The following is a 26,276-nucleotide window of genomic DNA, read 5'->3' as shown; positions in this document are numbered from 1 at the left end:
TCTCTGGCGGACCATCTGTTCGTCTCAACCTCGGGGCGCCGCCGCTGATTCCCGGTCTGAGTTCACGTCTGAGCTCACGTCGGCAGGGAGTAGTCCCGCCACCGCTTTTTGGCGTCCATATCCAGTGCTGCCTCGAGCCAGCGGCCCATGCCGGCGTACGCCTGATCACGAATCCCGCGCGGCGATAGGAAAACATCGTGAAATCCGCCGGAAATCCTGTGCAACGTCACCTGGGCCCCCAGATCCAACGCCCGTTTAGCCACCGAGTCAACGTTCAGCACCACGTCCGCGGCCAGGGCGCTCGAGGACCACTTTGGTTGCAAATAGCTCTTATCGGAGAGCATCACCAGCACCGGGATGTCCAACCTTAGTCCGCGGGCCACCTGAGCCTGCCCCTGGAAAACGGCATTCAGGAACGACGGCGTGACAGGGAATCCGCGGTCCGGGCGCCACTGCGATTCGTACTCCCACTCGCCCTCAAAACGTTTGGACACGGCCCGTGTATAGAATCCGGGGTCGATCGGGGGCAGCGGCACCATGGGCCTGAACCGTGTACGCGCCTGAATCAGCGGCGCCACCATGGCCCGGCCCACCTCGCTGGCCTGGAATTCCAGCCATGGACTGTTGAGTACGACGGCGGCCGCGGCACCCGGGTGCCGCGCGGCCCACAAGCTCAGGGTGAGTCCGCCCGTGGAATGGCCCAACAAGACGAGGGGGCGTTCACCGGAGCGTTCCGCCGGTTCCTCGATGCGTTCCCGGCCAGCCAAGGCGTCAAAGGCAGCGCTGAGCCGGTGCCGGGCTTCCTCCAAGAAGGCCAGCTCAAAACTCTGTTGCTCAGGATCCTCAGGATCCTCAGGCGTGCCGGCATCGGCACCCTTTCCGGCGCCGGCCTCAGTCCCGGACCCAGCCTCGGCCTCGGACCCAGCCCCGGTGCCAGCCTTAACCCCAGCAAGGGTGGGGTGCGCTTCAGTGACCACGCTGCGACCCATGGCCATCAGCGCGGCGGCGATGTCGTCGTCGTACTCGGTTAGGGAAGTTACCTGCCCAGGGAGCAAGCCGGGGCGCAGGCTGCGGCCATAGTTGTGCAGGTCCAGGGCGTAAAAGTTCACGCCTGCACGGTGCCAGAATTCGGCAAGTTCATGCTGAAAAAAGTAGTCGGACCAGCCGTGGACGTAGAGGATATCGGCCCCGGCGAGCGTACTGGCGGCACTCGGGGACGCGTCACCGACGTACCGGACCAGCGTGGCGAGCGATCCTGTGGGCAGGTCCAAGGTCAGCTGCTCAAAGTTCGGGCCGAGGACGTCTTGCTGCCATGAGGTCATGCTTCGATGCTAGCGGCTGCACCCGCGTATCGGGCACATCTGTGCGACCGCGACAGGGTCCGGGGCGGTTGTATGCTGAACATGCGTACCCGTGCGGCCACCTTTTGGGACCGTGAGGCTTGACGCGAAACTGGCACGTTGAGAAAGGTGAAGACATGGCTCTCTGGCAGGATTCTTTTCACGACTGGGCCCAAGCTTGGGCTTCCTTGCAGGATGTTCAGTCCACTGCGGCCGGCGCCGTGGTCACCATTGGTGCGCAGCAAGTGATGGTGTGGCCGGGCGAGGGAGCTGTTGCTGAGCCCGTTGCTGCCGGAAGCGAGCTGGTCCTGGTCACGGATAACCCCGCAGGAGCCACTGAATTTGCCCAGTCGCAGGGTCTGCGAGCCACCACCCGAAGCGTGCTGTTGTCCGCCGAGACGGAGGACCTGGACCTGGTCCCGGATTTGCCGCCGGACGCTTACCTGGCCGAGGCCCCCATGGAGAATTACGACCTTGTTGAGGTGGCACTTTTTGACAGACCCGTTGGCAGCGGCAAGCTCAAACTCGGCGACGGGATAGCCGTCATGGCGGCACTGGTGGTCGATGCGGAGCATGCCACACTTGCCCCCGCGTTCGAGCAAGCCATGGTGGCGGGACTCGGCGAAGAAGCCTTCACCCACGGCGCCGACACCCTGTACTTGATCGCTGGAGCGGAACAGGCTGACCGTTTTGCCGCCGTCGAAGGTTGGCACAGAGTGGCGGAGATCCTGCGTTTCACTAGGTAACCGGCCGCTCCACGAATCACCCCAGCAGAAGTACCCCGGACTGAGGGCGACGGCGGCACCTTGGTGGGAGCCGCCGTCGTGCCCTGCCTGCAGAGCTGTACCGTGCCGGCAGATGGGAGCAGGCAGCAATCAGGGTTGCGGTTCGAGCATGAGCCGCTTGTTCTCCGCGAAAGACTCGGCGGTGCTCTCGGTAAAGGCTGTACAGTTGCGTCCCACGAGCGCCTCCACAGCAGCCTCGATGCGCGGCGTTTCGGCCGGCTGACCCGCCGTGATCCGGCCCCTGGTATCCACCACGATGTAGCCCCACTCGTACAGGGCGTCACAGCCCAAGGCGCAGGTCAGCATGGCGTTGTGCTCGAAGTCCAGACGCTCCTCTTCGCTGCATTCCGGGCGCGGCTTGATGTGCCCGGCAATCAGCAGACGCGCCGGGAATTGTTCCCCGCAAACGGCGCAGGGGGCGGTCTGGCGCCCGCGCAACAGGTTTTTGCGCAGGTGGGCCTGCTCGAGGCGGATAGTGGTCAGGGTCTTCTCGTCGGGCTCGTCAGTGCCCCAGGCGCTGCCGGGCAGCCCACGCAGACTGGAGGCGGATGATTGCGGGCCCATGATGCCGGCTTCGGCCAGAAGCTCCTGCCCCTCTTCCGTCGTCAGGGCGAAGATGTAGCGTTGCTGGGGCTTGCCGGCTGCGTTGAACGGTCCGGGCTCGCCTACGGCCGTGATGTCCGCAGCGCGTTGCCGGTGCAGCTGCAAGTTTTCCGCCAGCGGGTGTGTGCGTACCAGCCAGCCCTGGTCCGGTTCATCGAGCTGTTTTTCGAAGCCCTCGGGGCGCGGGCTGTCCTGCCACTTTTCCAGGACCGCGCTGATCGCCCGGACGTAGGGGCCGAAATAGTTGAAGACAATGTCACCCCTGCGCATGTCCTTGATCCGTCCACGGTCTGCCTCCGGATCACCGTTCGGATCTGGGCAGTTCCAGAGCATTCCGTCGTGGATGGCTGCTTCATAGTTGCGGCCATGGCTGACCCACCAGTAGTTCATGTGTATCTCCTGCTTCACTTGCGTTGGCATTCGGCGATCATTTCACCCTAGCGCTTTCGCCGCATGAGTTGCTGGCCTGGGTACAAGTAAATTCCGGTTGCCGGGCCGGCGTGGCAGAATAGGGGATGGCCCGGGTGCAGACGGGCCCAGTGATAATACAGCCGGCCGGCCCCGCGGGGTGCGGCATGAGCGAACCACTTAAACAACAGGAATTTGAGACTGAACATGTCCCCGCTGCAGAGCAACGCTTCGGCAACCCCTCTTAAAACCACCGCCGCCCCCACCTTTGCCGCCGTGGGAAGCCCCTACTTCGGGATTCTCTTGGCGTGCATGGCGGTCATTGTGATCCTGTCCAACATCGGCGCCTCAAAGGGTGTCCAGTTTGGCCCCATCATCACCGACGGAGGCTTTTTCCTCTTCCCGTTCGCCTACATTCTGGGCGATGTGATCAGCGAAATTTACGGCTTCAAGGTCAACCGCAAGGCCGTGCTCACCACGTTTGCGCTGTCCATTTTTGCCTCGCTCAGTTACTGGGTGATCATCCTCTTGCCCGGATTCACCGACGACTATGGCATCTCCAAGCAACACGCGCTTGAGGATGCTCTGGGCCCGGTGCCGCAGATTGTGCTGGCCAGCCTGCTTGCATTCTTGGCCGGACAGACCGTTAACTCCTTGATCATGGTTCGCCTGAAGGCACACCACGGAGAACGGAAGTTGTGGGTCCGACTCATGGGCTCCAGCGGAGCCGGCGAATTCCTGGACACCCTGATCTTCTGCGCCGTCGCAGCCCCCGTCATCGGGATCGTGGGCTTCGGCATGTTCGCGAACTACGTGTTGGTGGGCTTCTTATACAAGGTTGGCGTGCAGTACGCGCTCATTCCGGTTACCTCGCTGGCGATCCGCTGGCTCAAGCGCAACGAACCGTCCTACCAGGCTGTCACTGCGGCCTAATCTGTTCGCTGATCCTGCGCCTGCGCCGAGTCAGACGGAGCGCCGTCGAGTCAGACGGTGCGCTACGTCTGACTCGACGGGTGTCCGTCTGACTCGACGAGCGGGGCAGCCTAGCGCTTGGGGTAGTAGCGGCGCAGCGTCTCGGCCTTGAACTCAAAGAAGGTGCCGTCCTCAATGGCGAGCCGAGCGTCGTCGACCATTTTCACCACAAAGCGCTCATTGTGAATCGAGACCAACGTGGAGGACACCATCTCCTTGGCCTTGAACAGGTGGTGGATGTAGGCGCGCGTGTAGTTCTCGCAGGTGTAGCAATCACATTCATCCGACAGCGGCGTGAAGTCTCGCTTGTACTTGGCGCCGGAGAGGTTGAAGCGGCCGTCCGGGGTGTAGAAGGCCGAGGTGCGGGCCACTCGGGTGGGGGAGACACAGTCAAAGGTGTCGGCGCCATTTTCGATAGCCGTGAAGATGTCATCCGGCTCCGAAATGCCCAGCAAGTGGCGCGGCTTATCTTCCGGAAGTTCCTCGGCACACCAGCGCACAATGGTGCCCAGATTCTCTTTTTCGAGGGCGCCGCCGATGCCGAAGCCGTCAAAGTTCATCTCGCCAAGATCGTGAGAGGCTTTGCGGCGCAGATCTTCATACTGGGCACCCTGAATCACGCCAAACAGTGCCTGGTACGGCTTGCCGGTGCGCTCCTCAGTAAGGCGGAAGTGTTCCTCAATGCAGCGCAGCGCCCACAGGCGTGTGCGTTCCAGCGACATTTCCTGATAGCCGCGCGAGTTCAGCAGGGTGGTCAACTCGTCGAAGGCGAACATGATGTCGGCACCAATCTGGTGCTGGACCTGCATGGAGACCTCGGGGGTGAAGCGGTGCATGTCCCCGTTGAGGTGCGATTTAAACCAGACGCCGTCGTCGTCAATGTGCGCCAAGCGCTCCTTGCCCACGGCCACGGAATCGTCAGCGCCCGCATGCGGCGATGCAGCCACGGCATCCATATTGATGACCTTCTTGAAGCCCGAGCCCAGGGACATGACCTGGAATCCGCCGCTGTCGGTGAAGGTGGGGCCCTGCCAGTTCATGAACGCACCGAGGCCGCCGGCAGCATCCAAAATGTCTGCACCCGGCTGCAGGTACAGATGGTACGCATTGGAGAGCAGTGCCTGAGCGCCGAGATCCTCCATGGACTCCGGCAGCACGGCCTTGACGGTGGCTTTGGTGCCCACGGCGATGAACGCAGGGGTCTTGATGGTGCCGTGGGGTGTGGTGATAACACCTGTACGGCCCTGGAAGGCCCCGCCGTTTTGCTCGATGGCTGCTGCGGTGGGCGCGCAGCTCTCGTTCAGGCGCGTGGTGACTGCAAAGCCAAATTCCGCTTGCGACGCCGGATGGCCGGGTGTGGCGGGCGCAGCAACCGGAGCGGGGGCAAGAAGATCGGCAGTAGTTTCTGGAGAAGGCATTCCTCCATTTTGCCAGTCTTTGCCAGCTGTCACGACCCGAGCCGGCGCAGGCAGTGATTCTGCGGCCCCTTTGCAGAGAGTGGTTAAAGCATTCCACCGCCCCGGCAGCAGCTGCCCGGAGCGGTGGAATGACTCGTCTTGCGGAGCAAACCCAGCAGAGATGCTCCTCGGTGATGCGGCTAGCTTTGGGCGTCCACCAGCGCCGGCGCTGCCTGCTGTGTTGCCTCTGGCGTGGTATCGCGGGACTTCTTATTCCGGGGAATGAGCGCGCCGAGAATCACTGCAGCGACGGCGGCGAGGATGGCAATACCGAACGTGGTGTGGAATCCATCCATGCTGGGCAGAGTCGCTGGGCCCAGTGACATGGTCATATTGGCCAGGACAACGCCCATGACGGCAGCTGAGGTGGACGTACCCACTGAGCGCATCAGGGAGTTCAAACCATTGGCGGCACCGGTTTCCTTCAGCGGTACAGCACCCATGATGAGGGCCGGCATGGCCGCATAAGCCAAGCCAATGCCCGCGCCGATGACCATTCCGGCCAAGATTACTTGCCACACGGCAGACGTGAGGAAGAAGGCCAAAACGTAGCCAATGCCGATCACCACAGAGCCCGTCACCAGCGTGAATTTGGGGCCGCGGCGTGCGGACAAGCGGGCGGAAACGGGGGAGAGTGCCATCATGACCAATCCGCCGGGGGCCATGGCCAGACCGGCCTGAACCATCGAGAGCCCCAGTCCGTAGCCCGTGGCCTCGGGAGCCATGAGGAGCTGCGGGAAGGTCAGGCTCATGCCGTACATGCCAAAGCCCACGGCCACTGACGCCAAGTTGGTGAACAAGACCTGGGGCTTGGCGGTGACACGAAGATCAACCAAGGGTGAGTTGATGCGCAGTTCGAAGATTCCCCACAGCACCAAGATGACAGCCGATGCTGCGAACAGTCCCAGCGTCAGCAGGCTGGACCAGCCCCAGTCCGCACCCTTGGAAACAGGCAACAAAAGGGCTACCAGGCCGGCCGTCAAACCGAAAGCACCCACGCCGTCGAACTTGGCAGGTGTGCGCAGGGGTGATTCCGGCAGGGCCACAAGAACCAAAACGAAGGCGATAACGGCCAGGGCTGCGGAAGCCCAGAAGAGCACGTGCCAGTCGGCATTTTGGGCAATCAGGGCTGAGATCGGCAGGCCAATGGCGCCGCCGACGCCCATGGTGGCGCTAATGGTAGCGACGGCTGAACCCACCTTTTCGCGGGGGAGTTCATCACGCAAAATGCTGATACCCAAGGGGATTACACCCATGGAGAGGCCTTGCAGGATGCGCCCGGCCAGCAACAAGCCCAGCGAGCTGGTGAGCGCGCAAATGACGGAACCGATGATGAGCAGCGCCAGCGAAATAAGCAGGATGCGGCGCTTGCCGAAGATGTCACCCAAACGTCCGGCGATGGGCGTGACGACGGCGCCGGCCAGCAGCGTGGCCGTGATGACCCATGAGGTATTTGATGCCGTGGTGTGCAACAGTGCCGGCAGCTGGGGGATCAGCGGCACCACGATGGTCTGCATGAGTGAGGCAATGATGCCCACAAAGGCCAGAACGGCGACGGCGGTTCTGGGTGAGCTTACTTTGGGGCGAGATGTTGGGCTGCTGTGAGTCACGAGGCTCCTGAAGAGGTGGATACGACGCGCATAAACGCGCTTATGTATCGTACATGACACTTGCATCATGCAAATAATTTGCAAGATGCAAACGATTGCTATACTTCATCGGACACCGTTTAGAGCCAAAGGAATGAGCACGTGGACGATCGCGACGCAGTACAGCAGATACAGAATGAGCTCATGCTGCTATCTCGTTACCAGTTCCGCCCGCACCCGCGCTCGGCCGGAATGCTTGAGCGTTCAGCTTTTTTGCTGCTCAGCCGGCTCGAATTGGTGGAGGCGATGACGCTTAAGGAACTCTCTCTGGCCCTGACCCTGGACACGTCTACCGTGCATCGGCAGGTGGGCGCGCTGCTGCGCTCCGAATATGTTCACTATGTACCCGGCCTCCCGGGTGAAGTGGCTCGCCGCCTTGCCCCGACGGCAGCCGGGCTCGCAGCGCTCGGTGAAACAAGGGCCATCAATGAAGAGGGCCTTCGCTCGGTTGTGGGCGACTGGCCGGCCCAGCGGCGGGAGCAATTCCTGAGCCTTTTGCTCCGGTTCAACCAAGATGTTGAGGCGCTCGAGAATACGCCGTGGCCGCGAGTAGGCGATGCGCCCGCAGCTGGACCTGAAGTGGCGGAGTGAATCCGGCAGTTTTGTTTGTGGTTTTGTTGGCAGGGTAGTTATTCGTCCGGGTAGTGCTCTTCCATGAACGCATCCCACTGGTCGCCGATGGCGTCGAGGGCTACGGCGCCCAATCCGTAGGTGGAGGCAATGATCTGGGCGCCCGGGTGCTCCCGGACTCCCTCCAGCGGAGCTTGTTGGGACAGGATCAATAGCCCGTCGCCGTGTTCTGCATAGGCTTCCACCGTCAATCCCACTTGGGTTTCATTGCGGTACCAGACCTTGCCGGCCAGCGTAGCTCCGTTGTTCAGCGTGAGGCCGTAAGGTTGGCCAGGTTCCGGGAGCCAGCCTGTGTCGATTCCCAGAACGTCCCACAAATTGGTGTGGGCGGCACTGGTGCCATCGACAAAAACGGTGCGCCGGGCAGTTCTGGGATGACGCTCCAGTGCGAACTTGAGTTGTTGCAAGAACATAGACCAGCCTGAGGTGATATCGGCGTCGTACTTGGTCCATTCACCCGTCACCTCTCCCCGCGTCAGGGTCAGGAGTGTGCCATCGGCGCGTGGCTCAAGAGTGAAAACATCACCCATTTCCAGCTCCAGGCGCAGATGGTCATTGCTTTCGGTCACGTTGGAGTGGAAGATCTGCTGGATCTCGGTATCCAGGCCCTCCATCTCCCAGCCATGCCACTGGGCAGTCCTGGCCGGATCGCGAAGCATGAGCCACACCTGTTCGGCATCGGCGTTGACAAGGACGGAGAGCTGGGTGTTCACCATGATTGGTAATCTACGCCGGATCTTCTGAACCGGCTAGCGTTCACCAGGTAACGAACGCAGCACAACTGCAGGGCGAACGCAGGAAGCGTCAGCGACCCAGTCCTGCGTAGGAGATCGCCTGACGTACCAGCGCCCCGCGGCCGCCCACAAATTCCTCTTGCACGCCGGGGCTGAGCACCTCTTCGGGTGTCATCCAGGTCAGCTCCAAGGCGTCCTGACGGGGTTCGCATTCTCCTGTCACAGGGATGACGTACACCAGGGCAACCGCATGCTGGCGTTCGTCGGTGAAGCCCGTTTGCGAGGGGGATGGCAGGAACTCGGCCACCGTGAACGGCACCGGGCTAACGGGTAGCTGCGGGAAGGCAAGCGGGCCCAGATCCTTCTCAATGTGGCGGATTAGCGCGGCACGGATGGTCTCGCGGTACAGCACGCGCCCGGACACCAGGGTGCGGACCATGGAGCCGTTCTCGTCGGCCTGCAGCAGCAGCCCCACCTCGTTGACGTAGCCCAGCGGGTCCAGTCGCACGGGAACCGCTTCAACATAGACCATGGGAAGCCGGTTTCGGGCCTCGTATAGGTCCTCGGGGGACAGCCAGCCGGGATACGGATCAGGGGTTCGCACGCTCATAACTTTAGTTCTACCTCATCCGAGCCTCGCGCGCCGCACGCGGCCGCAAAAAGCGCTCAGGATTCGCTCTCGGCACCAAAGGTGAGGCTCTCGCCGTGGTGCCCTATTTCAAGTTCGACGACGTTTACCTCACCTTTCGCCGTGGCCACGAAGCCGCCATTTTTGGCGCGGAACAAAGCGCCGCCGTCTGGATTTTCCTGCACAAACTTGGCGCCGATGTCTGCCAGCACCTTGTTGGCTGCAGCGAGATCCGGCGTGCGCCAGAGAGCTGTTACGGCTGATGGAGCTGACGGATCAGCATCGGGCTCGGGCAGGCTCAGATCCTCGGAGGCGGCTAGTTCAAAACTGAAACCGTCGGGCGCGGTGACGCGGGCGCCTGGCCCGGCGGAGGTCTCGGCCTCCTCGGCGTGCGTGCCGTCCTCGAGCGTGCGGCGGACAAAAATGGCGGCATCGCGCACCTCAAAAGCCAAATCGATGACTTCTCCCTCTGGCGCCTCGTTGGAGACTGCCACTTTGCCGTTGCCGGAATCAAACTCGGCCCAGCCGCCGTCGTTCGCTAAGCAGCTCAGGCCCAGTTCACGTAACTGCGCAACTGTCTGTTTGAAATTCGAGGTCAAAATGATGGGGCGCACACGCAGCATGGTTCTCCTAGTGGTTCTGCAATGCCACCAATACTAATGTTGAGGCATGGCTGAACTCCCTGAACTCTTGGTCTCGGACGCTGCTGCATGGCGTGCCTGGCTGACCGAACATCACACAACGAACCCGGGCGTGCGGTTGGTGCTGCATAAAAAGGGTGGACATGTCACGGAGCTGAACTATGCCGCAGCGCTTCAGGAGGCCCTGTGTTTTGGGTGGATCGACGGCGTGGGCGGCAAGCGCGACGACGGTAGCCACCTGCGGCGTTTCACCCCCCGGACCAAGGCCAGCAAATGGTCCAAGATCAATGTGGGGCACTACGAACGGTTGGTTGCGGCGGGCCTCATGGAGCCGGCCGGGGTTGCGGCCGCCGACGCCGCCAAGTCCGACGGCCGCTGGGAGGCCGCCTACTCTGGGCAAGCCAGTGCCGAGGTCCCGGAGGATCTGGCCGCCGCAATTGCTGCCAGCCCGCCGGCCCAGTCCATGTTTGAGGTCCTGACCTCTGTCAACCGCTACGCCTTGATTTACCGCACCAACTCGGTCAAATCACCATCCGTGCGGGCCGCAAAAATTGCCGGATTCGTGGCCATGCTGGCGGCGCAAGAGACACCGTACCCGCAAAAACGCAAGCCGAAGTTGCCGCCGGGCTGATCTCGGTCCGGTCCTAGATTGCTGCGGATCTAGACGGCCGTCCGCCTAGATTGCTGCGGCAGCGCTCAGGATTGTCCAGCGTTGGATGGCGGCCGAGAGGATCTCCGGGCGCTGATCGGCAACGGTAGTAGCTGTCTGCACAATGAGGTTCGACGCCGTTGCCCGGGTTTGCGCCGGGAGCCGTTCCTCCTGTGCGGCGAGGGCCAGATAGCGGGCGAGAATGCCTGTGAACAGGCTGCCGTCGCCGCCGGGTTCAAGCCGCAGGCCCTGGCCCGGAGTGTGGAGGTGGCGGCTAATGGCATCGATCAGCGTTTCTGCGTCGATGAGATCCTGGGGGCGGCCAAGTTTGAGCAAGGCGCCAAGAATGGGCCCCTGGTTGTAGGTGTAGATAGTGGCTTCCACATCGCGTCCAGTGGCGGATGGATGAATGCCGTCTTGGTAGAGGCCGGTTTCCGCATCGAAGAGTTCGCTGCGTAACCAGTCCGCCACAGCGCCGGCAATCTGGTGCTCCCCGATCCGGGCAAAATGCGCCGCGGCCGGGCCGTTCACAGGCGTGTTTTTGTAATCACGTTTCCGGGACCAGTAGAGGCCGCCGCCAAGGACCGGGTCATGGGCTTTGTGGAGCTGCTTGGTGAGGGTTCGGGCGGCAAACTTGGCCAGCGTAGCCGGCTTGGAGGTCAGGCGTAGCGAGAGTTCGTTGAGCCGTGTGGCTGCCAGCGCCAGCCACGCCATGTCGTCGTAATAGTGGTTGGGGAAGCGGCAGAAATTACGGATCAAGATGCCGCGTAGGAGCGCCTTGCCAAGCCGCAACTCCCGCCGGGCACCCGCCGGATCTTCCTGAGCCAGCGCGTGGTTGCCCGTGTCAATAATCGCGTCGAGGTAGTGCGATTGCCACCAGTAATGCCATTCTGACCAAGGGGTGGGGCGCTTTTTTACTAGGGCAGCTGTGGCGGAACCGGGGCTCAGACTGCCACTGGGCGGGGGCGCTTGGAGAGAGCCGATCCACGTTCCAGGCAGGCCTATGAGCCGGTGGCCGAAGCGCGTGTTCACATCTGCGCCAGCCTCGGCGGCGAGCGCGGCCCAGTCTCCGGGGTGTATCCGGTCTCCAATGGGGGACGCTGCGTCTGTCATGACCCCCAGCGTACGTCCCCTTTTCCGAGACGCCGCATCACTTTACGGCGCTTTTCTTCAAACGCGGCATCACTTCCGGGCGGCGGGTCCGGATGTGGCGCCCGGAAGTGATGGAGCGTATAGAAAAAATGGCCGTAAAGTGGTGCCGCGTCGAGGGCGAATTTTAGTTAGTATTCATTAACGCAACAACTTCCAGGCCCGGCTCTGGGCCGAACCTCAACGAGGAGGACCTCATTGGAAATTTCACATAACGGAACTGTCGCTCTCATTACCGGCGGCGCCTCGGGGCTAGGTGCCGCAACGGCGCGGCGCCTGCATGCGGGCGGGGCCGCCGTCGTGCTGGTTGATCTGCCCACCTCAAAGGGTGCCGAGCTCGCCGCGGAGTTGGGGGAGCGGGCCGTGTTTGCCCCGGCTGATGTCACCGATGAAGGCCAGGTGCGTGCCGCCATCGATGCCGCCGCCGGTCTGGGGACGCTGCGGATTGTGGTGAACTGCGCCGGCGTCGCTACCCCGGGCAAGGTGTTGGGGCGCGAGGGCGTGCTGCCGCTGGAGCAGTTCAGCCGCGTGGTCCAGATCAACTTGATTGGCACCTTCAACGTGGTTCGGCTGTGCGCTGAAGCCATGGCCGCTGCCGACGCGCTGGAGGGCGAATTTGGCCCCGAGCGCGGTGTCATCGTCAATACTGCTTCTGTTGCGGCCTTTGACGGGCAGATTGGTCAGCCCGCCTACGCCGCGTCGAAGGGGGCCGTGGCTGCCATGACCCTACCGATCGCGCGGGAACTGGCTCGCTCGCTGATCCGCGTGGTGACGATTGCCCCCGGCATCTTCGAAACTCCCATGCTGGCTGGTCTGCCGCAGGCCGCGCAGGATTCGTTGGGTCAACAGGTGCCGCATCCCTCCCGTCTCGGCAAGCCAGCCGAGTACGCGGCACTCGTGGAGCACATTGTCGCCAACGCCATGCTCAACGGCGAGACCATCAGGCTCGACGGCGCCATCCGGATGTCACCGAAATGAGCAAGTCGCACGGGGAGCTGCCCGACGCCGATTTCTACGATTTCGAGGCGCTGCTCAGCCCTGCAGAAAAGGCCAAGCTGGCGCAGCTGCGCGAGTTCCTGGCTGCCGAGGTGGTGCCGCACGCCGTCGGATGGTGGAACGATGCGCAGTTCCCGGCGCACATCCTGCCCAAGATTGCCGCGTTGGATCTGGCTGCACCGGACCGCCGAAGCTACAGCCACTTGTTCACCGGGCTGGTGGTCGCCGAGATGACCCGCGTGGACACCTCCCTTGCCACGTTCTTCCTGGTCCACCACGACCTCTTCGTCCAGGCACTCATCGATTTTGGCTCCGCCGAACAGCAGGAGCGCATGCTGGCCGATGCCGTGGCGCTGCGGAGCACCGGCGCCTTCGCCCTGACCGAGCCGGACCACGGCAGCGATGTAGCCGGCGGCATGGCCACCACCGCCCGGCGGGTGATGGACGACGGCGGTACCCACTGGGTACTCAACGGCGCCAAGCGCTGGATTGGCAATGGGACGTTCTGTCAGCGGATGCTGCTCTGGGCCAAGGACGCCGAAACCGGGCAGGTGCGCGGCTTCTTCCTGGACGCGAACCTGCCAGGGGTGTCCCGGGTGAAGATTGAAAACAAGATTGCTCTGCGGACGGTCCAGAACGCGGACATCACCCTGACGGATGTGCGGGTGCCGGAGGCGGACCGGATTACCTCGGTGAATTCCTTTGAGGACACCAACAAGCTGCTGCTGGGATCGCGCATCTCGGTGGCCTGGCAGGCTGTGGGCCAGCAGCTGGCAGCCTTTGACATTGCCCGCGCCTACGCCATTAAGCGCCAGCAGTTTGGCCGCCCGATCGCGTCTTTCCAGCTGATCCAGTCCCAGCTGGTGACGATGCTGGGGAACGCCACCTCATCGCTGGCCATGATGGTGCGGATTGCCGGGCTGCAAGACGCGTCGGTGGATGGTGGCGCCGTGTCAGGCGGACAGTTGCGCCCGTCCATGGCGCAGGTTGCGCTGGCCAAAGCACACACCACGGCGGCGATGCGGGAGACCGTGGCACTGGGGCGCTCCATCTTGGGTGGCAACGGCATTGTTAGCGATTACGGCATGGCGAAGGTATTTGCCGATGCCGAAGCCATTTACACCTATGAAGGCTCACACGAAATCAATACCCTGATCACCGGACGGGCCATCACGGGCATCAGCGCCATCGTCTAGCCGGTGATGTGGACCTGGCAGTGCGCTTATGCGCTGAACCCGTCACCAGTGGTGCGCATACGTTTTGGGCAGTGCGCCTATGCGCTGAACCCGACGCCAGTGGTGCGCATAAGCGCCTATGCGCACCACTCACATGGAGTCCGGCGCGTATGTTTTGAGCAGTGAGTCTATGCGCACCACCCAAGCTGAGTCAGGCGCATAAACTCAGGGATTGGCGGCGCTGGCTACTTCCGGGGGTCGCGCTCGCCGGCCTCGATGGACACGGGCAGCGTGTTAGCGGTAACTGGTGCGGGGCAGGTGCCGTAGTCGGTGAAGGCGCTGGGATAGTTGATGGCGCGGTTGAAATCAATCACCACGGAGCCGTCCGGACGTGGCCTGGTGAGTTCCACCTTGCGCCAATGCGAAGTTGAAATCTCATTGCTGGCGTCGTGGAATGTGAGCACCAGCGATCCCAGCCCGCCTTCTTCGGCGGCCAGCCGGTACTGCGTCCCGTTGAGCTCAAAGGACACCTCACCCACCAGCTCTGCCACGCCGGGAACCAGAGGGTTGGCTGTTGCAATCACGGTGTGGTGGGGTGTATCCCAGCGCTCAAAGGTCCCCGTCACCACCAGATTCGGATTGTAGTCAAACACCGGCACCTGCGTGAAGTTCGTCAGCTCCGGGGATGCGGAGTCTCGGGTGCGGATCATGTAGCGGTTGGCACGCATGCCCAGCTCCACCACCACAGAGTTCCAAGAAACCCACAAGATGGATTGCTCGTCAACGAGCTCTGCCGTGATGGTTCCTACCACCGGTTTGCCGCTTTCCACCAGCGTCAGGTGGTCCGCAACTGTTGCGGTGAGGGACGCCGTCGTACCTTCAAAACTCCACACACCCGGGAGTCCGGCCAAGGGAGCCGGGGAGGCGGGCAGCCATTGTAAGGAGGTGAGCGTCAGCCAGCCGTGATCGCCCGCCAAAGCGCTATTGCGCCCGCTTCGGAAGCGTTCCCAGCGCTGGGTGAGGCGGTCGAGTTCGGCGGTGGTGGTGCTCATGGGGCTCCTTCGGCTGTGCGGGCAATTCAGGGCTAGGCCCAACACTAGGCACAACGGGAGGCGGCGGGCAGCTATTCCATTGGCGAACGTGGGGGATTGAAGCGGCGGGCTGGGCCGCAGAGATGAAAGAATGGGTCCATGGCATCGAATGCAGAGTTCAACAAGGACATGACACGATTCCCGCTGGGTACCGCCGCCACAGTGGATGAGGAGCGCACGGTTCTGACGTACACGCGGCACTACGCGGTGGCGCCGGAGATTCTCTGGGCCATGCTGACCGATCCGGAAAAGACCCCGATGTGGTGGGCCAAGGTGCGCGGCCAAGCTAAAACGGGCTCCTCTTTTGATCTGAAGTGGCTCAATGTCAAGGACGAAGGCCACGGGATCGAAACCGACTGGTGGTACGGGCGGATCGTTGCAGCGGATGCGCCGAAGCTGCTGGAGTTCAGCAATGACATCCATGGACGGATCCGGATTGACCTCACCCCCACCGAGACGGGAACGCAAATGACGTTCACCAACACGGTGGCTGTGCCCGATGAGGCGGTGCTGATGTCGTTGGCTGGCTGGCATGTGCACCTGGATCACCTGCATGAGGCCCTCGACGGGAAAAGCGTTGATTGGCAGCACTGGTGGGACGATTTTTACCCGTGCTGGGAACAAATTCACGCGCACTACTCGGCCGCTCGTCCGTAATTATTTGAGACTGATTGGCACCGGCTAAGCCTGTCAACGTAGTATCCAGAAGGCCCTGACGTGGCCCGCCACCGTATTCAACGCCGCATACGAGCACCCCAGAATCACAGACCGTAAGGACACTGACTCATGAGCTCAGATTTGCAAGCTAGCCCTCGGGACCCTCAGGGCCTAGGCCAAGGCACAGCCCCGGACCCGGAGCTGATCCCAGAACAGGACACCGACCTGCGCGCTGACGTGCGCCGCGTCAGCACCCTGCTGGGCGAATCACTGGTCCGCCAGCATGGACCGGAGCTGCTCGCCATGGTGGAGCAGGTCCGCCTGTTGACCAAGGAATCCAAGGAAGCCGCCCGTGGCGAGACCGGCACCGGGCCGTGGAGTGCCAACGACGTCGCAGAACAGGTCCGCGAGGTCCTCTCGTCCCTGCCGCTGGAACAGGCAACCGATTTGGTCCGCGCCTTTGCGTTCTACTTCCACTTGGCCAACGCCGCCGAGCAGGTGCATCGCGTGCGCAGCCTGCGCTCCCGTCCGGAAAAGGATGGTTGGCTGGCCAAGGCCGTCACCGAAATCGCCGAACAGGCTGGCACGGAAGCGCTGCAAAAGGTCGTCAACGAACTCGATGTGCGCCCCATCTTCACCGCTCACCCCACCGAGGCTTCACGGCGCTCGGTGCTGGATAAAATCCGCAAACTCTCCGATATCCTCGCCACCCCGTCCGAGGAAGGCAGCTCCTCCCGTGCCCGCCAGGACCGCAAACTGGCTGAAATCATTGACCAGATGTGGCAGACAGATGAGCTGCGCAAGGTCCGCCCCACCCCCATGGATGAGGCCCGCAACGCCATTTACTACCTGCGCAACATCCTCACCGACGCCATGCCGGAGGTGCTGACCGAGCTCAGCGACCTCCTCGGCGAGCACGGCGTGAAGTTGCCGGCGGACGCGGCCCCGCTGCGCTTCGGCTCCTGGATTGGTGGTGACCGCGATGGCAATCCAAACGTCACCCCGGAGGTCACCCGTGACGTGCTGATCCTGCAAAACCAGAACGCCGTCAAGATCTCGCTGGTCCTAATTGATGAACTGCTCAGCGTCCTCTCCAACTCCAGCGCCCTCTCCGGTGCGGACGCGGCGCTGACCGACTCCACCGCCGTCGACCTTGCCAACTTGCCCGGGATCGATCCGCGCGCCCTCGAGCTCAACGCCGATGAGCCCTACCGACTCAAACTCACCTGCATCAAGGCCAAGCTGCTCAACACCCAGAAGCGCGTTGCCGCTGACGCTTACCATGAGCCCGGCCGGGATTACAGCGCTACCTCCGAGCTCATCGCTGATCTGGAATTGCTGGACTCCTCGCTGCGGAACAACTCGGCCGCGCTGGTGGCCGATGGCGCTCTCGCCTCGGTGCGTCGCGCCATTTCCTCCTTCGGCCTGCACCTGGCCACCCTGGATATCCGCGAACACGCTGACTACCACCACGACGCCGTCGGGCAGCTCATGGACCGCGTGGGCGATCTGGGCGCGCCGTACGCCGAGCTTGACCGTGCTCAGCGCTTGGCGGTCCTGGGCACCGAGCTGGCCAGTCACCGGCCGCTTTCCGGTCACCCGATTAAGCTCGACGGCGCAGCTAACGGCACGTACGACGTCTTCCGCGTGGTGCGCCGCGCCTTGCGCACGTACGGCCCTGATGTCATCGAAACGTACATTATTTCCATGACGCGCGGCGCCGACGATGTTTTGGCACCTGTGGTGCTGGCCCGTGAGGCTGGTCTGGTGCAGCTCACCGGCTCGGAGAGGTACGCCAAGATCGGCTTCGCTCCGCTGCTGGAAACTGTTGATGAGCTGCGTGCTTCGGCGGAGATTGTGGACCAGCTGCTCTCTGACCCGGCCTACCGTGAATTGGTTCGCCTGCGCGGGGACGTCCAGGAAATCATGCTCGGCTACTCGGACTCCAACAAGGAATCCGGGGTATTGACCAGCCAGTGGGAGATTCACAAGACCCAGCGCAAGCTGCGCGATGTTGCCGTGAAGCACGGTGTGAACGTGCGTATGTTCCACGGTCGTGGCGGCTCAGTAGGCCGCGGTGGCGGACCCACGTATGACGCGATCATGGCTCAGCCCAATGGCGTGCTGGAAGGTGCCATTAAGTTCACCGAACAGGGTGAAGTTATCTCCGATAAGTACTCCCTGCCGGAACTGGCACGTGAAAACTTGGAGCTGTCGCTGGCCGCCGTCATGCAGGGCTCGGCCTTGCACCAGGCCCCGCGTCACTCCGATGATGATCTCGGCCGCTTTGGCGAGATCATGGAGGTCATCTCCGACGCAGCGTTTGGCACCTACCGGACGCTGATCGACCACGAGGACCTGCCGGCCTACTTCATGGCTTCCACCCCCGTGGAGCAGCTCGGTTCACTAAACATTGGCTCGCGCCCGTCCAAGCGCCCCGATTCGGGTGCCGGATTGGGTGGCTTGCGCGCCATCCCGTGGGTGTTCGGTTGGACGCAGTCACGCCAGATCGTTCCCGGCTGGTTCGGTGTGGGCTCTGGCCTGAAGGCTGCGCGTGAGGCCGGCCGCTCGGCTGATTTGAAGGAAATGCTGGAGCACTGGCACTTCTTCTCCTCCACCATCTCCAATGTGGAAATGACGCTGGCCAAGACTGATATGGGCATTGCGGCCCACTACGTGCGCACGCTGGTCCCCACCGAATTGCAGCACCTGTTCGCCGTCATCCGTGCCGAGTACGATCTCACGGTGGCTGAACTTCAGCTGCTGACCGGCGAATCCGAGTTGCTGGACAACCAGCCGTTGCTGAAGCGTTCACTGAACGTCCGCGATCAGTACCTGGACCCGATCTCCTACCTGCAGGTGGAGTTGTTGCGCCGCGTCCGCGAAGCTGACATCACCAAATCTGAGGTGGATGAGCGCCTGCAGCGGGCCATGCTCATCACCATCAACGGTGTGGCTGCCGGGCTGCGCAACACCGGATAAACCTCCTGTTCGCCCGTTATTTCGGATAAAGACGGCGCTTGCGGGAAAAGACACCGGTAGACGGCCGTCTTTTCCCGCAAGCGCCATCTTTTTTGCATGAGACGGGCCGCCGATAGGCTGGAGACATGCCTTCCTTCCGCGCCACCATTCAGATCACCGGCCTGCGCCCCGGCCACGCCCCCGAAGAAGTCATGGACATGGCGGTTGCTGCGGTGGGATCGGCGCACGTGGTCGAGGCGAACCAGCTGGACATTGTGGCTGGCATCCCGCGCATCACCGTCCGCTTCATGGTGGAGGCCAGCGAGTACGACGCCGAGAACCAGTTCGCGCGTAGCGCCGCCATCTCCTTGGCTCAGGGTGTCAACGAGGTGGCCACCACGGGCGCGTTGCGCACCTACCGCCGCTCGGCCGGCAAATGGCTAAACGTCTAGGGTCAGTGTCTAAAGTGGGGTCACCGTCTAAACGCAGTGTCTAAAGTGGGTTCACCGTCCAGGCAGTGCGGTGTTGCGTGGCGCCATTTCACGAAAAGTTGCACCGAAAACCCCGCATTTCCGTCACCGAAATAGAATGTGACGCAGTTCACAGTGATTTGACCGTGACGATGTTACCTTTCAGTACGCCTTACTTGTGTAGGCGCCAATCGGCACCGAGCTTGAATAAATACTGACACGAAGAACTTCGGGAGTGATTATTTTGACTACTCAGCCTCAGATCAAGAACAACGCATCAGGCAACAGTGCTTCAACCAACAGTGGCACTAACTCAGCCAAGCAGACGGTCACCAGCCGCGGCACCACCACCGTTGCAGACGGCGTGGTTGCTAAGGTTGCCGGCATTGCCGCCCAGGACATCCCCGGCGTGTACGCGCTCGGCGGCGGCGCAGCACGCGCCTTGGGCAGCATCCGCGAAGCCGTGGGCCAGAAGGATCTGACCCAGGGCGTCAGCGTCGAGGTTGGTCAGACTCAGGTGGCAGTGGATGTGACACTCGTGGTGGAATACCCGCACCCGCTCCAGAAGGTGGCAGACGCTGTGCGCGACGCCATCTACGCGGCAGTCGAAGACGTGGTTGGCATGGAAGTGACAGAAGTAAACGTCTCCATCACCGACATTCACATCCCGTCCGATGACGATGAGAAGCCTGCTGCGAACAAGCGTACCGACGCCGCAGTAGAGGATCAGGGGATCCAGCGCGAAGCCCGCGTCTCATGAGTGCCACCATGGCAGGAACGGCAATAGCGGCCACGCTCGCCATCTCGGCCCTAGCCTTCGGATTCTGGGCCATGCTACTGGTGGCGCTGTTCATGGCCGTAGGTGCTGTGATCGGGCGAAGCATTGATGGCCGCCTGGATCTCCGAGGCGTCATTGACGCTCTGCGCGGGAAGCGTACCTCCTCGTGAGCGCCGGCACGCTGGGGGTTGAGGGGTTTGCGCAGGATTCCGCTGCGCAGAACCACCCGCGGATGCGTGCCGGGTACACCAGCATTTCCGCCGGCACCATGAACAGGTTGGTAGCAGCTATTGCTGCCGACGTCTTCAATGTTCCCCTAACGGAAGTGCGGGCCGGGGTGCACGATCAGTCGGGACAAGTTAGCGTCTCGCTCGCCGTGCCCTTGGCACTGCACCCAGCAGCTGAGGTGTTTGGCGGCACCGTATTCGAGCGGGCGGCCTCCGGCCGGCAACGAGTTGCTAACAGCATCGAGGAGCTGGCCGGATCAACTGTGAGCCGGGTTGATGTTCGCTTGACAGGTATTCATGAATCAGATCCAAGAAACGCGGGGAGAGTCCAATGAGAGATGAACAAGCGCGTGAGGCGCGGATCATCAACAGGCTGAACGTGCGTGAAACACGGTCCAGCAGAGCTGTGGTGTCCATTGTGGTAGCTGCGCTTCTGCTCGTGGCGGCGCTATGGCTGGCCTTGGAACTGGTGCTTTCGACAACACTCAATGCACCAGTGTTCATGAACCCTGCAGAGCTGGCTCAACGCCTCGCGTCGCTGGGCACGCAAGCTCTCCCTGGGGCGCTTGTTGCCGTCGGGGTGGCCGCGGCTTTGCTAGGGATATTCCTTCTGGCTATGGCAGTACTTCCGGGAACAAAAGCCCGGCAGGCGATCGCTAACAACCGTTCGGCCGTAGTGGTTGACAATGCCGTTCTTGCCGCAGCGCTCTCCCGGACGGCCCGTACCGCGGCTCGCTTGGCTCCTGAACAAGTAACCACAAGTGTCAGCCGTAAACGCATTGACGTAAGGGTTCACCCCAGCTCAGGCCGGGCAGTAGACACTGAACACATCCGAGAAAGTGTGGCACGTGAAGTCACGTTCTACGGGTTGCGCAAACCCTTGACTGTTGGCGTCACAACCAGTACGGCGGTGACTTCATGAACGGGACCCATCGCGGTCTGAACCGCGCATTGTTGGGGGTGCTCGGCTTGGTCCTTGTCGCAGCAGGAGCCATCACCATACTGGCCGGGACCAACCCGGCATTCGCCCGGCGCTGGACCACAGCCGGAGCCGACGTCTGGGCCGGCGTCCAGGACAGCTTGGCAGCCGCCAAAATGCCCGGAGCAGACATCAGTTGGTGGAGTGTGGGCGTTCTTGCCGCGCTCGTCATCGTGGCTGTGCTGTTGGTCTGCTGGATCGCCTCGCAAGGGACCGGCCGCAGCAATCAGTTGGCTTCGCAGGACAACGACACCGGCAAAACTACCGTGGACACTGCTGTAGCAGCACACGCCATCAAGGCCGCGCTGACAGATAACACGCATGTCCTGGCAGCGTCCGTCCAATCCTGGAATAACAAATCCTGGAACAACAAGTCCCGGAAGAATACCGGCGCCGTAGCCAACTCCGGGTTGAAGATCAGTATCCAAACACGGAAAGGTGCCTCACCCGTTGAGGTGATGGCCGCCGTCGACCATTTGGTGGAGGGTCTCGATCAACTTTTAGGTTTCCGTCTACCCGTGCTGGTCCGTATCAAGGCCGGCACTCGCACACTTTTTGCCCGCACTGAACGCGTGGCATAAACAAATACACAAGGAGTACATTATGGGTTTCTTTAGCTTCATCATTTTGGGTTTGATCGTCGGAGTCATCGTCAAGGCAATCATGCCGGGCAAGGTCCAGGGCGGTTGGATCACCAGCATCATCTTGGGTGTGGTCGGTGCCATCGTGGGTGGGTGGCTCGGTTCCATTATTTTCAACGCTGATCTGGGATCATTCTTCAACATCAAAACGTGGCTGTTGTCGATCGGTGGCGGCCTGGTAGTGGCAGCTGCCTACGGCGCCATCAAGGGCCGCAAGTAAGGGACAGTACCGGCCGGCAGACGCATTCGCGCTGCCGGCCATCGGCGCGTATATGCTCGCCCATAAGTTCTCAAGCCCCGTAGCTCATACTCGCCCCCGCGAATCCCGAAAGGCACACGTCGGTGAAACAACTGCAGGACCTGCCCCACAAACTAGCCGATGCCCCGGACGCCGTTTTGGCCGAACGGGCCGGCGACGGAAATGTTGCCGCCTTTGAAATGCTGGCACGCAGGCACGCGCCGCTCATGCGCGCCTATGCCCGGCGTCTGGTCAACTCGCATGCCGAGGCCGACGACGTTGTGCAAGATGCGCTCATTGCGGCATGGAAAGACATTGCTCATTTGCAGGACGGAACTGCCGCGAAGGCGTGGCTCATGCGGATTGTGTCCCGTCGCGCTGTGGACACCGGCCGACGTCGAAAATCACATGACAACCTTGACGACCAGCCTGAAGCCGAAGCCATCTTGCCCACGCCGGAGCAGGCCGCGGTGGCCGGGTCCGCGCGTTTGGCCTTGAATACCGCCCTGTCCAGGCTGCCCGAGGAACAACGAAGATGTTGGGTTTTGAAGGAATTGGGCGGTCAATCCTATGAGGAAATCGCCCAGGCGCTGGGAATTAGCGCCGCCAGCGTCCGCGGCCGGTTGGCTAGGGCACGGACAACGCTCATGAAAGAAATGGAGGAATGGCGATGAACCCCACGCATGATTGCGGTCGGCGCATCGAAGCCCTCAGCGACTATCTGGACAGCGGCACGTCCCCGGACGCCGAGCACATTGACTATTGCCCGCAGTGCCAGGCGCAACTGGCCGGGCTGCGCAGCCTCAGCGCCGCCGCCCTTTTGATGATGGATGACGACGTTGCCTCCGCAACTGCCGACGACACCGGCTGGCTTGATGGCATCATGGCGAATCTGCGCCTGGAGTCACGGGCGGGCCGCACGATTCCGCTTCGTGGCGGCGAGCTGGATGAGCTGAGCGAGACCGAAGGCGCCGTCATTGCGCTAGTCCGCACGGTGGGCGATTCCTTGGGCGGGGTGCTCATTGGACGGTGCCAGCTCGAGGGTGACGTCAGCGTTCCTGGAGAGCCTGTGGAAGTGAAGATCAATGTCTCGGCCCGCTACGGTCACCCGCTGCCGGAGCTCGCACAGACGTTGCGTGACGCGGTTTTTGCCGAGTTACTGGTAGAAACAGAGCTCAATGTGACGGCAGTACATGTGGCCTTCACGGATATCCGGCCACCGGTGATCGGCAACGGTTCCGGCGAATCAGGGAAAGGGCGCTCATGAGCCTCGAAGACGATATTCACCAGTTGGTGCTGGCCATGGATGGCGTGGCCACTGTCTATGCCGCTGACCCGGTGTGGTTGAGCGCGCTCAAGCAGCTGGGGTCACTGGTGGATCCCGGCAGCGGCGCGACGCCAGTGCCCTTTGTGGTGTGCTCCGAGGCGGACGACGGCGGCACTCAGGAACGCGGCCCCGGTCCCTCGGGTGCGGGGTCCTTGGGCGAGGCATCCTTGCCGGACGCAGCTTCTGCAGGTGGCCGGTCAGTCATGACTGTCAAGATCCGGATCGGAACCGACGGCTCACTGCCGGCTCCCGCCATGGCCCGGTCGGTGGCAGGTGCGATCCGTACCTTGGTCACGGCACGCCAACCGGAGGTTCAGGTGAGGGCTCTCGTGGAGATTTCCGCGATCGGCGTCTGAGTGGAACCGAAGGCTGATTGCGCCCAAGCTCGGACTGAAGCGGGTTACTGGTGGTCTGGGAACTCGGACAGTTCCAGCTTTGAGGAGTACTTCACCGGTTCGCGAGTCAGCGGGTCGGTGAAGGCAATGCTGTGGGCCAGGAGCTGCAGCGGTTTGCTGTAATCATCGGGGGCCTGGTCGTGCAGGATCGGGTAGAACGAGTCGTTCATGATGCCGATTCCAAGGGAAGCAAGATGAACCCGCAGCTGGTGGGTTTTGCCTGTGTGTGGCTGGAGATCGTAGAGGCCCAGTGTCTGACCGGTGGCGGCATCTACGCGCGTATCCATGAGCTCAATGCGTGTTTCAGCATTGGGCTCACCCGCTATTTCTTGAGCTAAAAGATACGTGCGTGACTTGATCATGCGGCTACGCACCACCAGCGGAAATTTCAGGTCCTCGCGCACCGGGGCCACAGCGCGGTAGGTCTTTTCAATGCGTCGTTTTTCAAAGAGTAGTTGGTACTTGCCCCGGGTGTCAGGGTTGGCGGAGAACAGCAGCACTCCAGCGGTCATGCGGTCCAAACGGTGAATCGGCACCAGATCCGGGGCGTCCAGCAGAACTCGAAGGCGGACTAACGCCGATTCCTGCACGTACATGCCACCGGGTGTTGTGGGCAGGAAGTGCGGCTTATCCACCACCACGAGGTTTTCGTCCTGGTGCAGGATGGATAGTTCTACGGGGAGGCGCTTTTCAACGGGCAGCTCACGGTAGTACCAAATGAACATGTGCTCGTTCAAGGGTGTGCTGGGTGTGACGATTTCCCCGTCGATGGCCCGGACCTCGCCGCGCACAAACCTATCCACAATGCCGGCAGAATCCACGTGGCCAAACTTATCCAGCACAAATTCCATGGCCGTTGCCCACGGGCCTTCATCAGGAACTCGCACGCGTGTTGCATTGACGCCATTGCGGACGGGAAGGGGAGATTTCATCACTCTCCAAGGGTACCGAGGCTTGCGGAGGGCTCGGACCACGCGCCTTGCTAAGGTGAAACCGATCATCGGGGGACAAGCTGCAGGAAGACAATGACGCGCGCAGCCGTGGCGACCGTGAACTCTTTTGCGGCCACCGTGCAATACATGGTGTGACTACAGACAGCGACATCATTCGTGGATCCGGTGAGAACCCTCAAGTTTTCACTGCTCTCTACGACAAATATGCCCGGATGATCTACAGGTATGCGGCCCGCCGCACCGGCGAATCGGCAGCCGAGGACGTCATGGCCGAAACTTTTCTGATCGCTTTTGAGCGGCTGGATTCCTTTGACCATGCGTGGGCGGATGCCCGTCCGTGGTTGTTCGGCATTGCCACCAATCTGCTGCGCAAGCACCATCGGACCGAGGCGAAAATACTCAAGGTGCTTGCCAAATCGTCGGGCCGTGACGCCTACGCCGACAGCACCGAGCGGATTGCTGAGCAGCTGGATGCCGCGGCAGCTACCTCGGCGTTGGCTGCGGCGTTGCGGAAACTTTCCGCTGTGGACAGGGAATGCATCCTGCTTTATGCCTGGGCGGAACTGAATTATGAGGGTATTGCCGAAGCCACCAAGGTACCCATCGGCACTGTGAGGTCACGACTCAACCGGGCTCGGCGCATCCTGAAAGCAGCTGCCGGCTCCCATCAGATCAACACCGAGGAAGCAGATCATGGACGAGCTCAAACTACTGCGTGAGATGCGCAGCGACATCCCGATCGTCAAAGACTCCGTGATCGAGCATGGTCATGAGCAGTTGCTGCAGCGGATCACCCCTGGGCATAAGAAGCGGAATATACGACGCCGGACCAAGGGTTTGCGGATCGCGATGGGGTCCCTGGCAACGCTAGCTTTGGTAACGGCGCTGGTGGCCGGCAATGTGGTGGGGCTCGCTGGATGGCGCGGCGCCGCCTCGGCCGAGGCCGCCGAGGTACTTAACCATGCAGCGGAGTTGATCATCAAAACCGCGGACCCGGTGGTAGGCCCTGGCCAATATCTGAAGATTGAGAGTACCAACCTCTGGCCTTCCGGGGCAGCCGGAGCAAGCCCTGCTGGTTACGATGGGCCGCCCAGCAAACAGTGGTTCTGGTTGGACACCGAAAAGATCGCCACATACATTCCTGCCAACCGCCAAGACGAGTGGGTTATGGTCCGATCCGGCCGCATACCCACCACGTTCTTTGATGAAGAAAAGAAGGAATTTGTGCAGGGAATTCAGGGACTCCGGGGTGGTGCCCCAGAGACATGGCGAGGGAAGGGCGGGGCATTTCAGGATGGCCCATCGGGGATGCCCAGTGAAAGTGATCTGGCGTCGATGCCACGGAACCCGTATTTGTTGCTGAATAGTATCTACAAACAAGCACTGGGTAAGGGCGACTCGCCTGATTCCCAGGCCATGAGCGAAATCGCGGCTCTTTTGCGCACCGGGCTGGTTCCCGCCGATTTGCGTGCGGCGCTGTACAAGGCGGCAGCCATGATCCCGGGAGTCACTCTGGTGGATAAACAAGCAACTTTGGATGGTCAGGTGGGCATTGCCATCGGCCGGGTTGAACGGAACGCAGTACGCAAGGACATCATCATTGATCCTGTGACGGGGCAACTGATCGGCGAACGGACAGTCACGTTACAGGCCGATGGCCCCATCCCTGCGGGAACAGCCGGTGAATGGACCACCATTCGGACCACTGTGGTTGACTCGGCTCCGTAAAACCGGTCCTGGGGC

At 61.9% G+C, this 26,276-nt stretch carries 30 protein-coding genes; 20 read left to right on the top strand and 10 right to left on the bottom strand.

Annotated elements, in window-relative coordinates; translation table 11 throughout:
• Nucleotides 1–74 precede the first annotated feature (74 nt).
• Entirely contained in the window at nucleotides 75–1,322 is a 1,248-nt protein-coding gene (locus CXQ93_RS12800; RefSeq protein ID WP_104110819.1) for an alpha/beta hydrolase, read from the bottom strand.
• A 155-nt stretch (nucleotides 1,323–1,477) separates the two neighbouring features.
• Here CXQ93_RS12800 and CXQ93_RS12795 point away from each other — a divergent pair, with 155 nt between their 5' ends.
• A complete protein-coding gene (locus CXQ93_RS12795) occupies nucleotides 1,478–2,086 on the top strand; it encodes a hypothetical protein (RefSeq protein WP_104110818.1) in 609 nt (202 codons plus the stop codon).
• Between the two features lie 129 nt (nucleotides 2,087–2,215).
• Here CXQ93_RS12795 and CXQ93_RS12790 read toward each other — a convergent pair whose 3' ends face one another.
• Nucleotides 2,216–3,118 carry a hypothetical protein gene (locus CXQ93_RS12790; RefSeq protein ID WP_104110817.1) on the bottom strand — a complete coding sequence of 301 codons (903 nt, stop codon included), beginning with the start codon at nucleotides 3,116–3,118 and terminating at the stop codon, nucleotides 2,216–2,218.
• 225 nt (nucleotides 3,119–3,343) lie between these two features.
• On the opposite strand from CXQ93_RS12790, the gene CXQ93_RS12785 reads away from it, so the two are divergent.
• Nucleotides 3,344–4,069 (top strand): queuosine precursor transporter, encoded by a 726-nt coding sequence (locus CXQ93_RS12785; protein ID WP_104110816.1) that lies wholly within the window; start codon nucleotides 3,344–3,346, stop codon nucleotides 4,067–4,069.
• Nucleotides 4,070–4,179: 110 nt separating this feature from the next.
• Here the strand turns inward: CXQ93_RS12785 and tgt are convergent, their stop codons facing one another.
• Nucleotides 4,180–5,526 (bottom strand): tRNA guanosine(34) transglycosylase Tgt, encoded by a 1,347-nt coding sequence (gene tgt, locus CXQ93_RS12780; protein WP_104110815.1) that lies wholly within the window; start codon nucleotides 5,524–5,526, stop codon nucleotides 4,180–4,182.
• A 179-nt stretch (nucleotides 5,527–5,705) separates the two neighbouring features.
• Nucleotides 5,706–7,175 (bottom strand): MFS transporter, encoded by a 1,470-nt coding sequence (locus CXQ93_RS12775; protein ID WP_258068989.1) that lies wholly within the window; start codon nucleotides 7,173–7,175, stop codon nucleotides 5,706–5,708.
• 141 nt (nucleotides 7,176–7,316) lie between these two features.
• On the opposite strand from CXQ93_RS12775, the gene CXQ93_RS12770 reads away from it, so the two are divergent.
• Nucleotides 7,317–7,805, top strand: coding sequence for a MarR family winged helix-turn-helix transcriptional regulator (locus CXQ93_RS12770; RefSeq protein WP_104110814.1), 489 nt, complete (start codon nucleotides 7,317–7,319; stop codon nucleotides 7,803–7,805).
• A gap of 38 nt (nucleotides 7,806–7,843) precedes the next feature.
• On the opposite strand, the gene CXQ93_RS12765 is transcribed toward CXQ93_RS12770, so the two are convergent.
• The 3 genes from CXQ93_RS12765 to CXQ93_RS12755 all read right to left on the bottom strand — a co-directional run bounded on the left by CXQ93_RS12765 (nucleotide 7,844) and on the right by CXQ93_RS12755 (nucleotide 9,829).
• Nucleotides 7,844–8,560 carry an SRPBCC domain-containing protein gene (locus CXQ93_RS12765; RefSeq protein WP_258068988.1) on the bottom strand — a complete coding sequence of 239 codons (717 nt, stop codon included), beginning with the start codon at nucleotides 8,558–8,560 and terminating at the stop codon, nucleotides 7,844–7,846.
• Nucleotides 8,561–8,648: 88 nt separating this feature from the next.
• Entirely contained in the window at nucleotides 8,649–9,188 is a 540-nt protein-coding gene (locus tag CXQ93_RS12760) for an NUDIX hydrolase family protein (RefSeq protein ID WP_062285574.1), read from the bottom strand.
• Nucleotides 9,189–9,244: 56 nt separating this feature from the next.
• Complete coding sequence (locus CXQ93_RS12755) at nucleotides 9,245–9,829, bottom strand: hypothetical protein (protein ID WP_104110813.1); 585 nt, start codon at nucleotides 9,827–9,829, stop codon at nucleotides 9,245–9,247.
• Between the two features lie 46 nt (nucleotides 9,830–9,875).
• Here CXQ93_RS12755 and CXQ93_RS12750 point away from each other — a divergent pair, with 46 nt between their 5' ends.
• Nucleotides 9,876–10,478 carry a YdeI family protein gene (locus CXQ93_RS12750; protein WP_104110812.1) on the top strand — a complete coding sequence of 201 codons (603 nt, stop codon included), beginning with the start codon at nucleotides 9,876–9,878 and terminating at the stop codon, nucleotides 10,476–10,478.
• A 45-nt stretch (nucleotides 10,479–10,523) separates the two neighbouring features.
• On the opposite strand, the gene CXQ93_RS12745 is transcribed toward CXQ93_RS12750, so the two are convergent.
• Complete coding sequence (locus CXQ93_RS12745; protein ID WP_104110811.1) at nucleotides 10,524–11,609, bottom strand: glycoside hydrolase family 76 protein; 1,086 nt, start codon at nucleotides 11,607–11,609, stop codon at nucleotides 10,524–10,526.
• A gap of 240 nt (nucleotides 11,610–11,849) precedes the next feature.
• Between CXQ93_RS12745 and CXQ93_RS12740 the strand changes: the two genes are divergently transcribed.
• Both CXQ93_RS12740 and CXQ93_RS12735 read left to right on the top strand, forming a co-directional pair.
• Nucleotides 11,850–12,623, top strand: coding sequence for an SDR family NAD(P)-dependent oxidoreductase (locus CXQ93_RS12740; RefSeq protein ID WP_104110974.1), 774 nt, complete (start codon nucleotides 11,850–11,852; stop codon nucleotides 12,621–12,623).
• Entirely contained in the window at nucleotides 12,620–13,837 is a 1,218-nt protein-coding gene (locus CXQ93_RS12735) for an acyl-CoA dehydrogenase family protein (RefSeq protein WP_104110810.1), read from the top strand. Before CXQ93_RS12740 ends, CXQ93_RS12735 begins: the two co-directional genes overlap by 4 nt.
• A 224-nt stretch (nucleotides 13,838–14,061) precedes the next feature.
• On the opposite strand, the gene CXQ93_RS12730 is transcribed toward CXQ93_RS12735, so the two are convergent.
• Nucleotides 14,062–14,868, bottom strand: coding sequence for a DUF1684 domain-containing protein (locus CXQ93_RS12730; protein ID WP_104110809.1), 807 nt, complete (start codon nucleotides 14,866–14,868; stop codon nucleotides 14,062–14,064).
• A 138-nt stretch (nucleotides 14,869–15,006) separates the two neighbouring features.
• On the opposite strand from CXQ93_RS12730, the gene CXQ93_RS12725 reads away from it, so the two are divergent.
• The 12 genes from CXQ93_RS12725 to CXQ93_RS12670 all read left to right on the top strand — a co-directional run bounded on the left by CXQ93_RS12725 (nucleotide 15,007) and on the right by CXQ93_RS12670 (nucleotide 23,541).
• Nucleotides 15,007–15,564 (top strand): SRPBCC domain-containing protein, encoded by a 558-nt coding sequence (locus tag CXQ93_RS12725; RefSeq protein ID WP_104110808.1) that lies wholly within the window; start codon nucleotides 15,007–15,009, stop codon nucleotides 15,562–15,564.
• Nucleotides 15,565–15,693: 129 nt separating this feature from the next.
• Nucleotides 15,694–18,546, top strand: a complete 2,853-nt coding sequence (gene ppc / locus CXQ93_RS12720; protein WP_104110807.1) for a phosphoenolpyruvate carboxylase — start codon at nucleotides 15,694–15,696, stop codon at nucleotides 18,544–18,546.
• Nucleotides 18,547–18,671: 125 nt separating this feature from the next.
• Entirely contained in the window at nucleotides 18,672–18,977 is a 306-nt protein-coding gene (locus tag CXQ93_RS12715) for a hypothetical protein (protein WP_104110806.1), read from the top strand.
• A gap of 262 nt (nucleotides 18,978–19,239) precedes the next feature.
• The gene (locus CXQ93_RS12710) at nucleotides 19,240–19,755 is read left to right on the top strand and encodes an Asp23/Gls24 family envelope stress response protein (protein WP_104110973.1); all 516 of its coding nucleotides are present in this window, start codon (nucleotides 19,240–19,242) and stop codon (nucleotides 19,753–19,755) included.
• Entirely contained in the window at nucleotides 19,752–19,943 is a 192-nt protein-coding gene (locus tag CXQ93_RS12705; protein ID WP_104110805.1) for a DUF2273 domain-containing protein, read from the top strand. Before CXQ93_RS12710 ends, CXQ93_RS12705 begins: the two co-directional genes overlap by 4 nt.
• Complete coding sequence (locus CXQ93_RS12700) at nucleotides 19,940–20,335, top strand: hypothetical protein (protein ID WP_104110804.1); 396 nt, start codon at nucleotides 19,940–19,942, stop codon at nucleotides 20,333–20,335. The genes CXQ93_RS12705 and CXQ93_RS12700 overlap by 4 nt, the downstream gene beginning before the upstream one ends.
• On the top strand, nucleotides 20,332–20,922 hold the full coding sequence (locus CXQ93_RS12695) for a DUF6286 domain-containing protein (RefSeq protein ID WP_104110803.1): 591 nt from the start codon (nucleotides 20,332–20,334) through the stop codon (nucleotides 20,920–20,922). The genes CXQ93_RS12700 and CXQ93_RS12695 overlap by 4 nt, the downstream gene beginning before the upstream one ends.
• Complete coding sequence (locus tag CXQ93_RS12690) at nucleotides 20,919–21,560, top strand: hypothetical protein (RefSeq protein ID WP_104110802.1); 642 nt, start codon at nucleotides 20,919–20,921, stop codon at nucleotides 21,558–21,560. The genes CXQ93_RS12695 and CXQ93_RS12690 overlap by 4 nt, the downstream gene beginning before the upstream one ends.
• A 22-nt stretch (nucleotides 21,561–21,582) precedes the next feature.
• Entirely contained in the window at nucleotides 21,583–21,840 is a 258-nt protein-coding gene (locus CXQ93_RS12685) for a GlsB/YeaQ/YmgE family stress response membrane protein (protein WP_104110801.1), read from the top strand.
• A gap of 122 nt (nucleotides 21,841–21,962) precedes the next feature.
• Nucleotides 21,963–22,532, top strand: a complete 570-nt coding sequence (locus tag CXQ93_RS12680) for an RNA polymerase sigma factor (RefSeq protein WP_258068987.1) — start codon at nucleotides 21,963–21,965, stop codon at nucleotides 22,530–22,532.
• Nucleotides 22,529–23,125 (top strand): Asp23/Gls24 family envelope stress response protein, encoded by a 597-nt coding sequence (locus CXQ93_RS12675; RefSeq protein ID WP_104110800.1) that lies wholly within the window; start codon nucleotides 22,529–22,531, stop codon nucleotides 23,123–23,125. Before CXQ93_RS12680 ends, CXQ93_RS12675 begins: the two co-directional genes overlap by 4 nt.
• Complete coding sequence (locus tag CXQ93_RS12670; protein ID WP_104110799.1) at nucleotides 23,122–23,541, top strand: hypothetical protein; 420 nt, start codon at nucleotides 23,122–23,124, stop codon at nucleotides 23,539–23,541. Before CXQ93_RS12675 ends, CXQ93_RS12670 begins: the two co-directional genes overlap by 4 nt.
• A 44-nt stretch (nucleotides 23,542–23,585) precedes the next feature.
• Here the strand turns inward: CXQ93_RS12670 and CXQ93_RS12665 are convergent, their stop codons facing one another.
• Nucleotides 23,586–24,512 (bottom strand): RluA family pseudouridine synthase, encoded by a 927-nt coding sequence (locus CXQ93_RS12665; RefSeq protein ID WP_104110798.1) that lies wholly within the window; start codon nucleotides 24,510–24,512, stop codon nucleotides 23,586–23,588.
• Nucleotides 24,513–24,664: 152 nt separating this feature from the next.
• On the opposite strand from CXQ93_RS12665, the gene CXQ93_RS12660 reads away from it, so the two are divergent.
• The gene (locus tag CXQ93_RS12660; RefSeq protein WP_258068986.1) at nucleotides 24,665–25,252 is read left to right on the top strand and encodes an RNA polymerase sigma factor; all 588 of its coding nucleotides are present in this window, start codon (nucleotides 24,665–24,667) and stop codon (nucleotides 25,250–25,252) included.
• Nucleotides 25,227–26,261, top strand: a complete 1,035-nt coding sequence (locus CXQ93_RS12655; RefSeq protein ID WP_104110796.1) for a CU044_5270 family protein — start codon at nucleotides 25,227–25,229, stop codon at nucleotides 26,259–26,261. Before CXQ93_RS12660 ends, CXQ93_RS12655 begins: the two co-directional genes overlap by 26 nt.
• Nucleotides 26,262–26,276: the final 15 nt, after the last annotated feature.

Source organism: Arthrobacter sp. N199823, from assembly GCF_002929705.1.
GTDB lineage: Bacteria > Actinomycetota > Actinomycetes > Actinomycetales > Micrococcaceae > Specibacter.
This window is presented reverse-complemented; position numbering and strand designations above follow the sequence as displayed.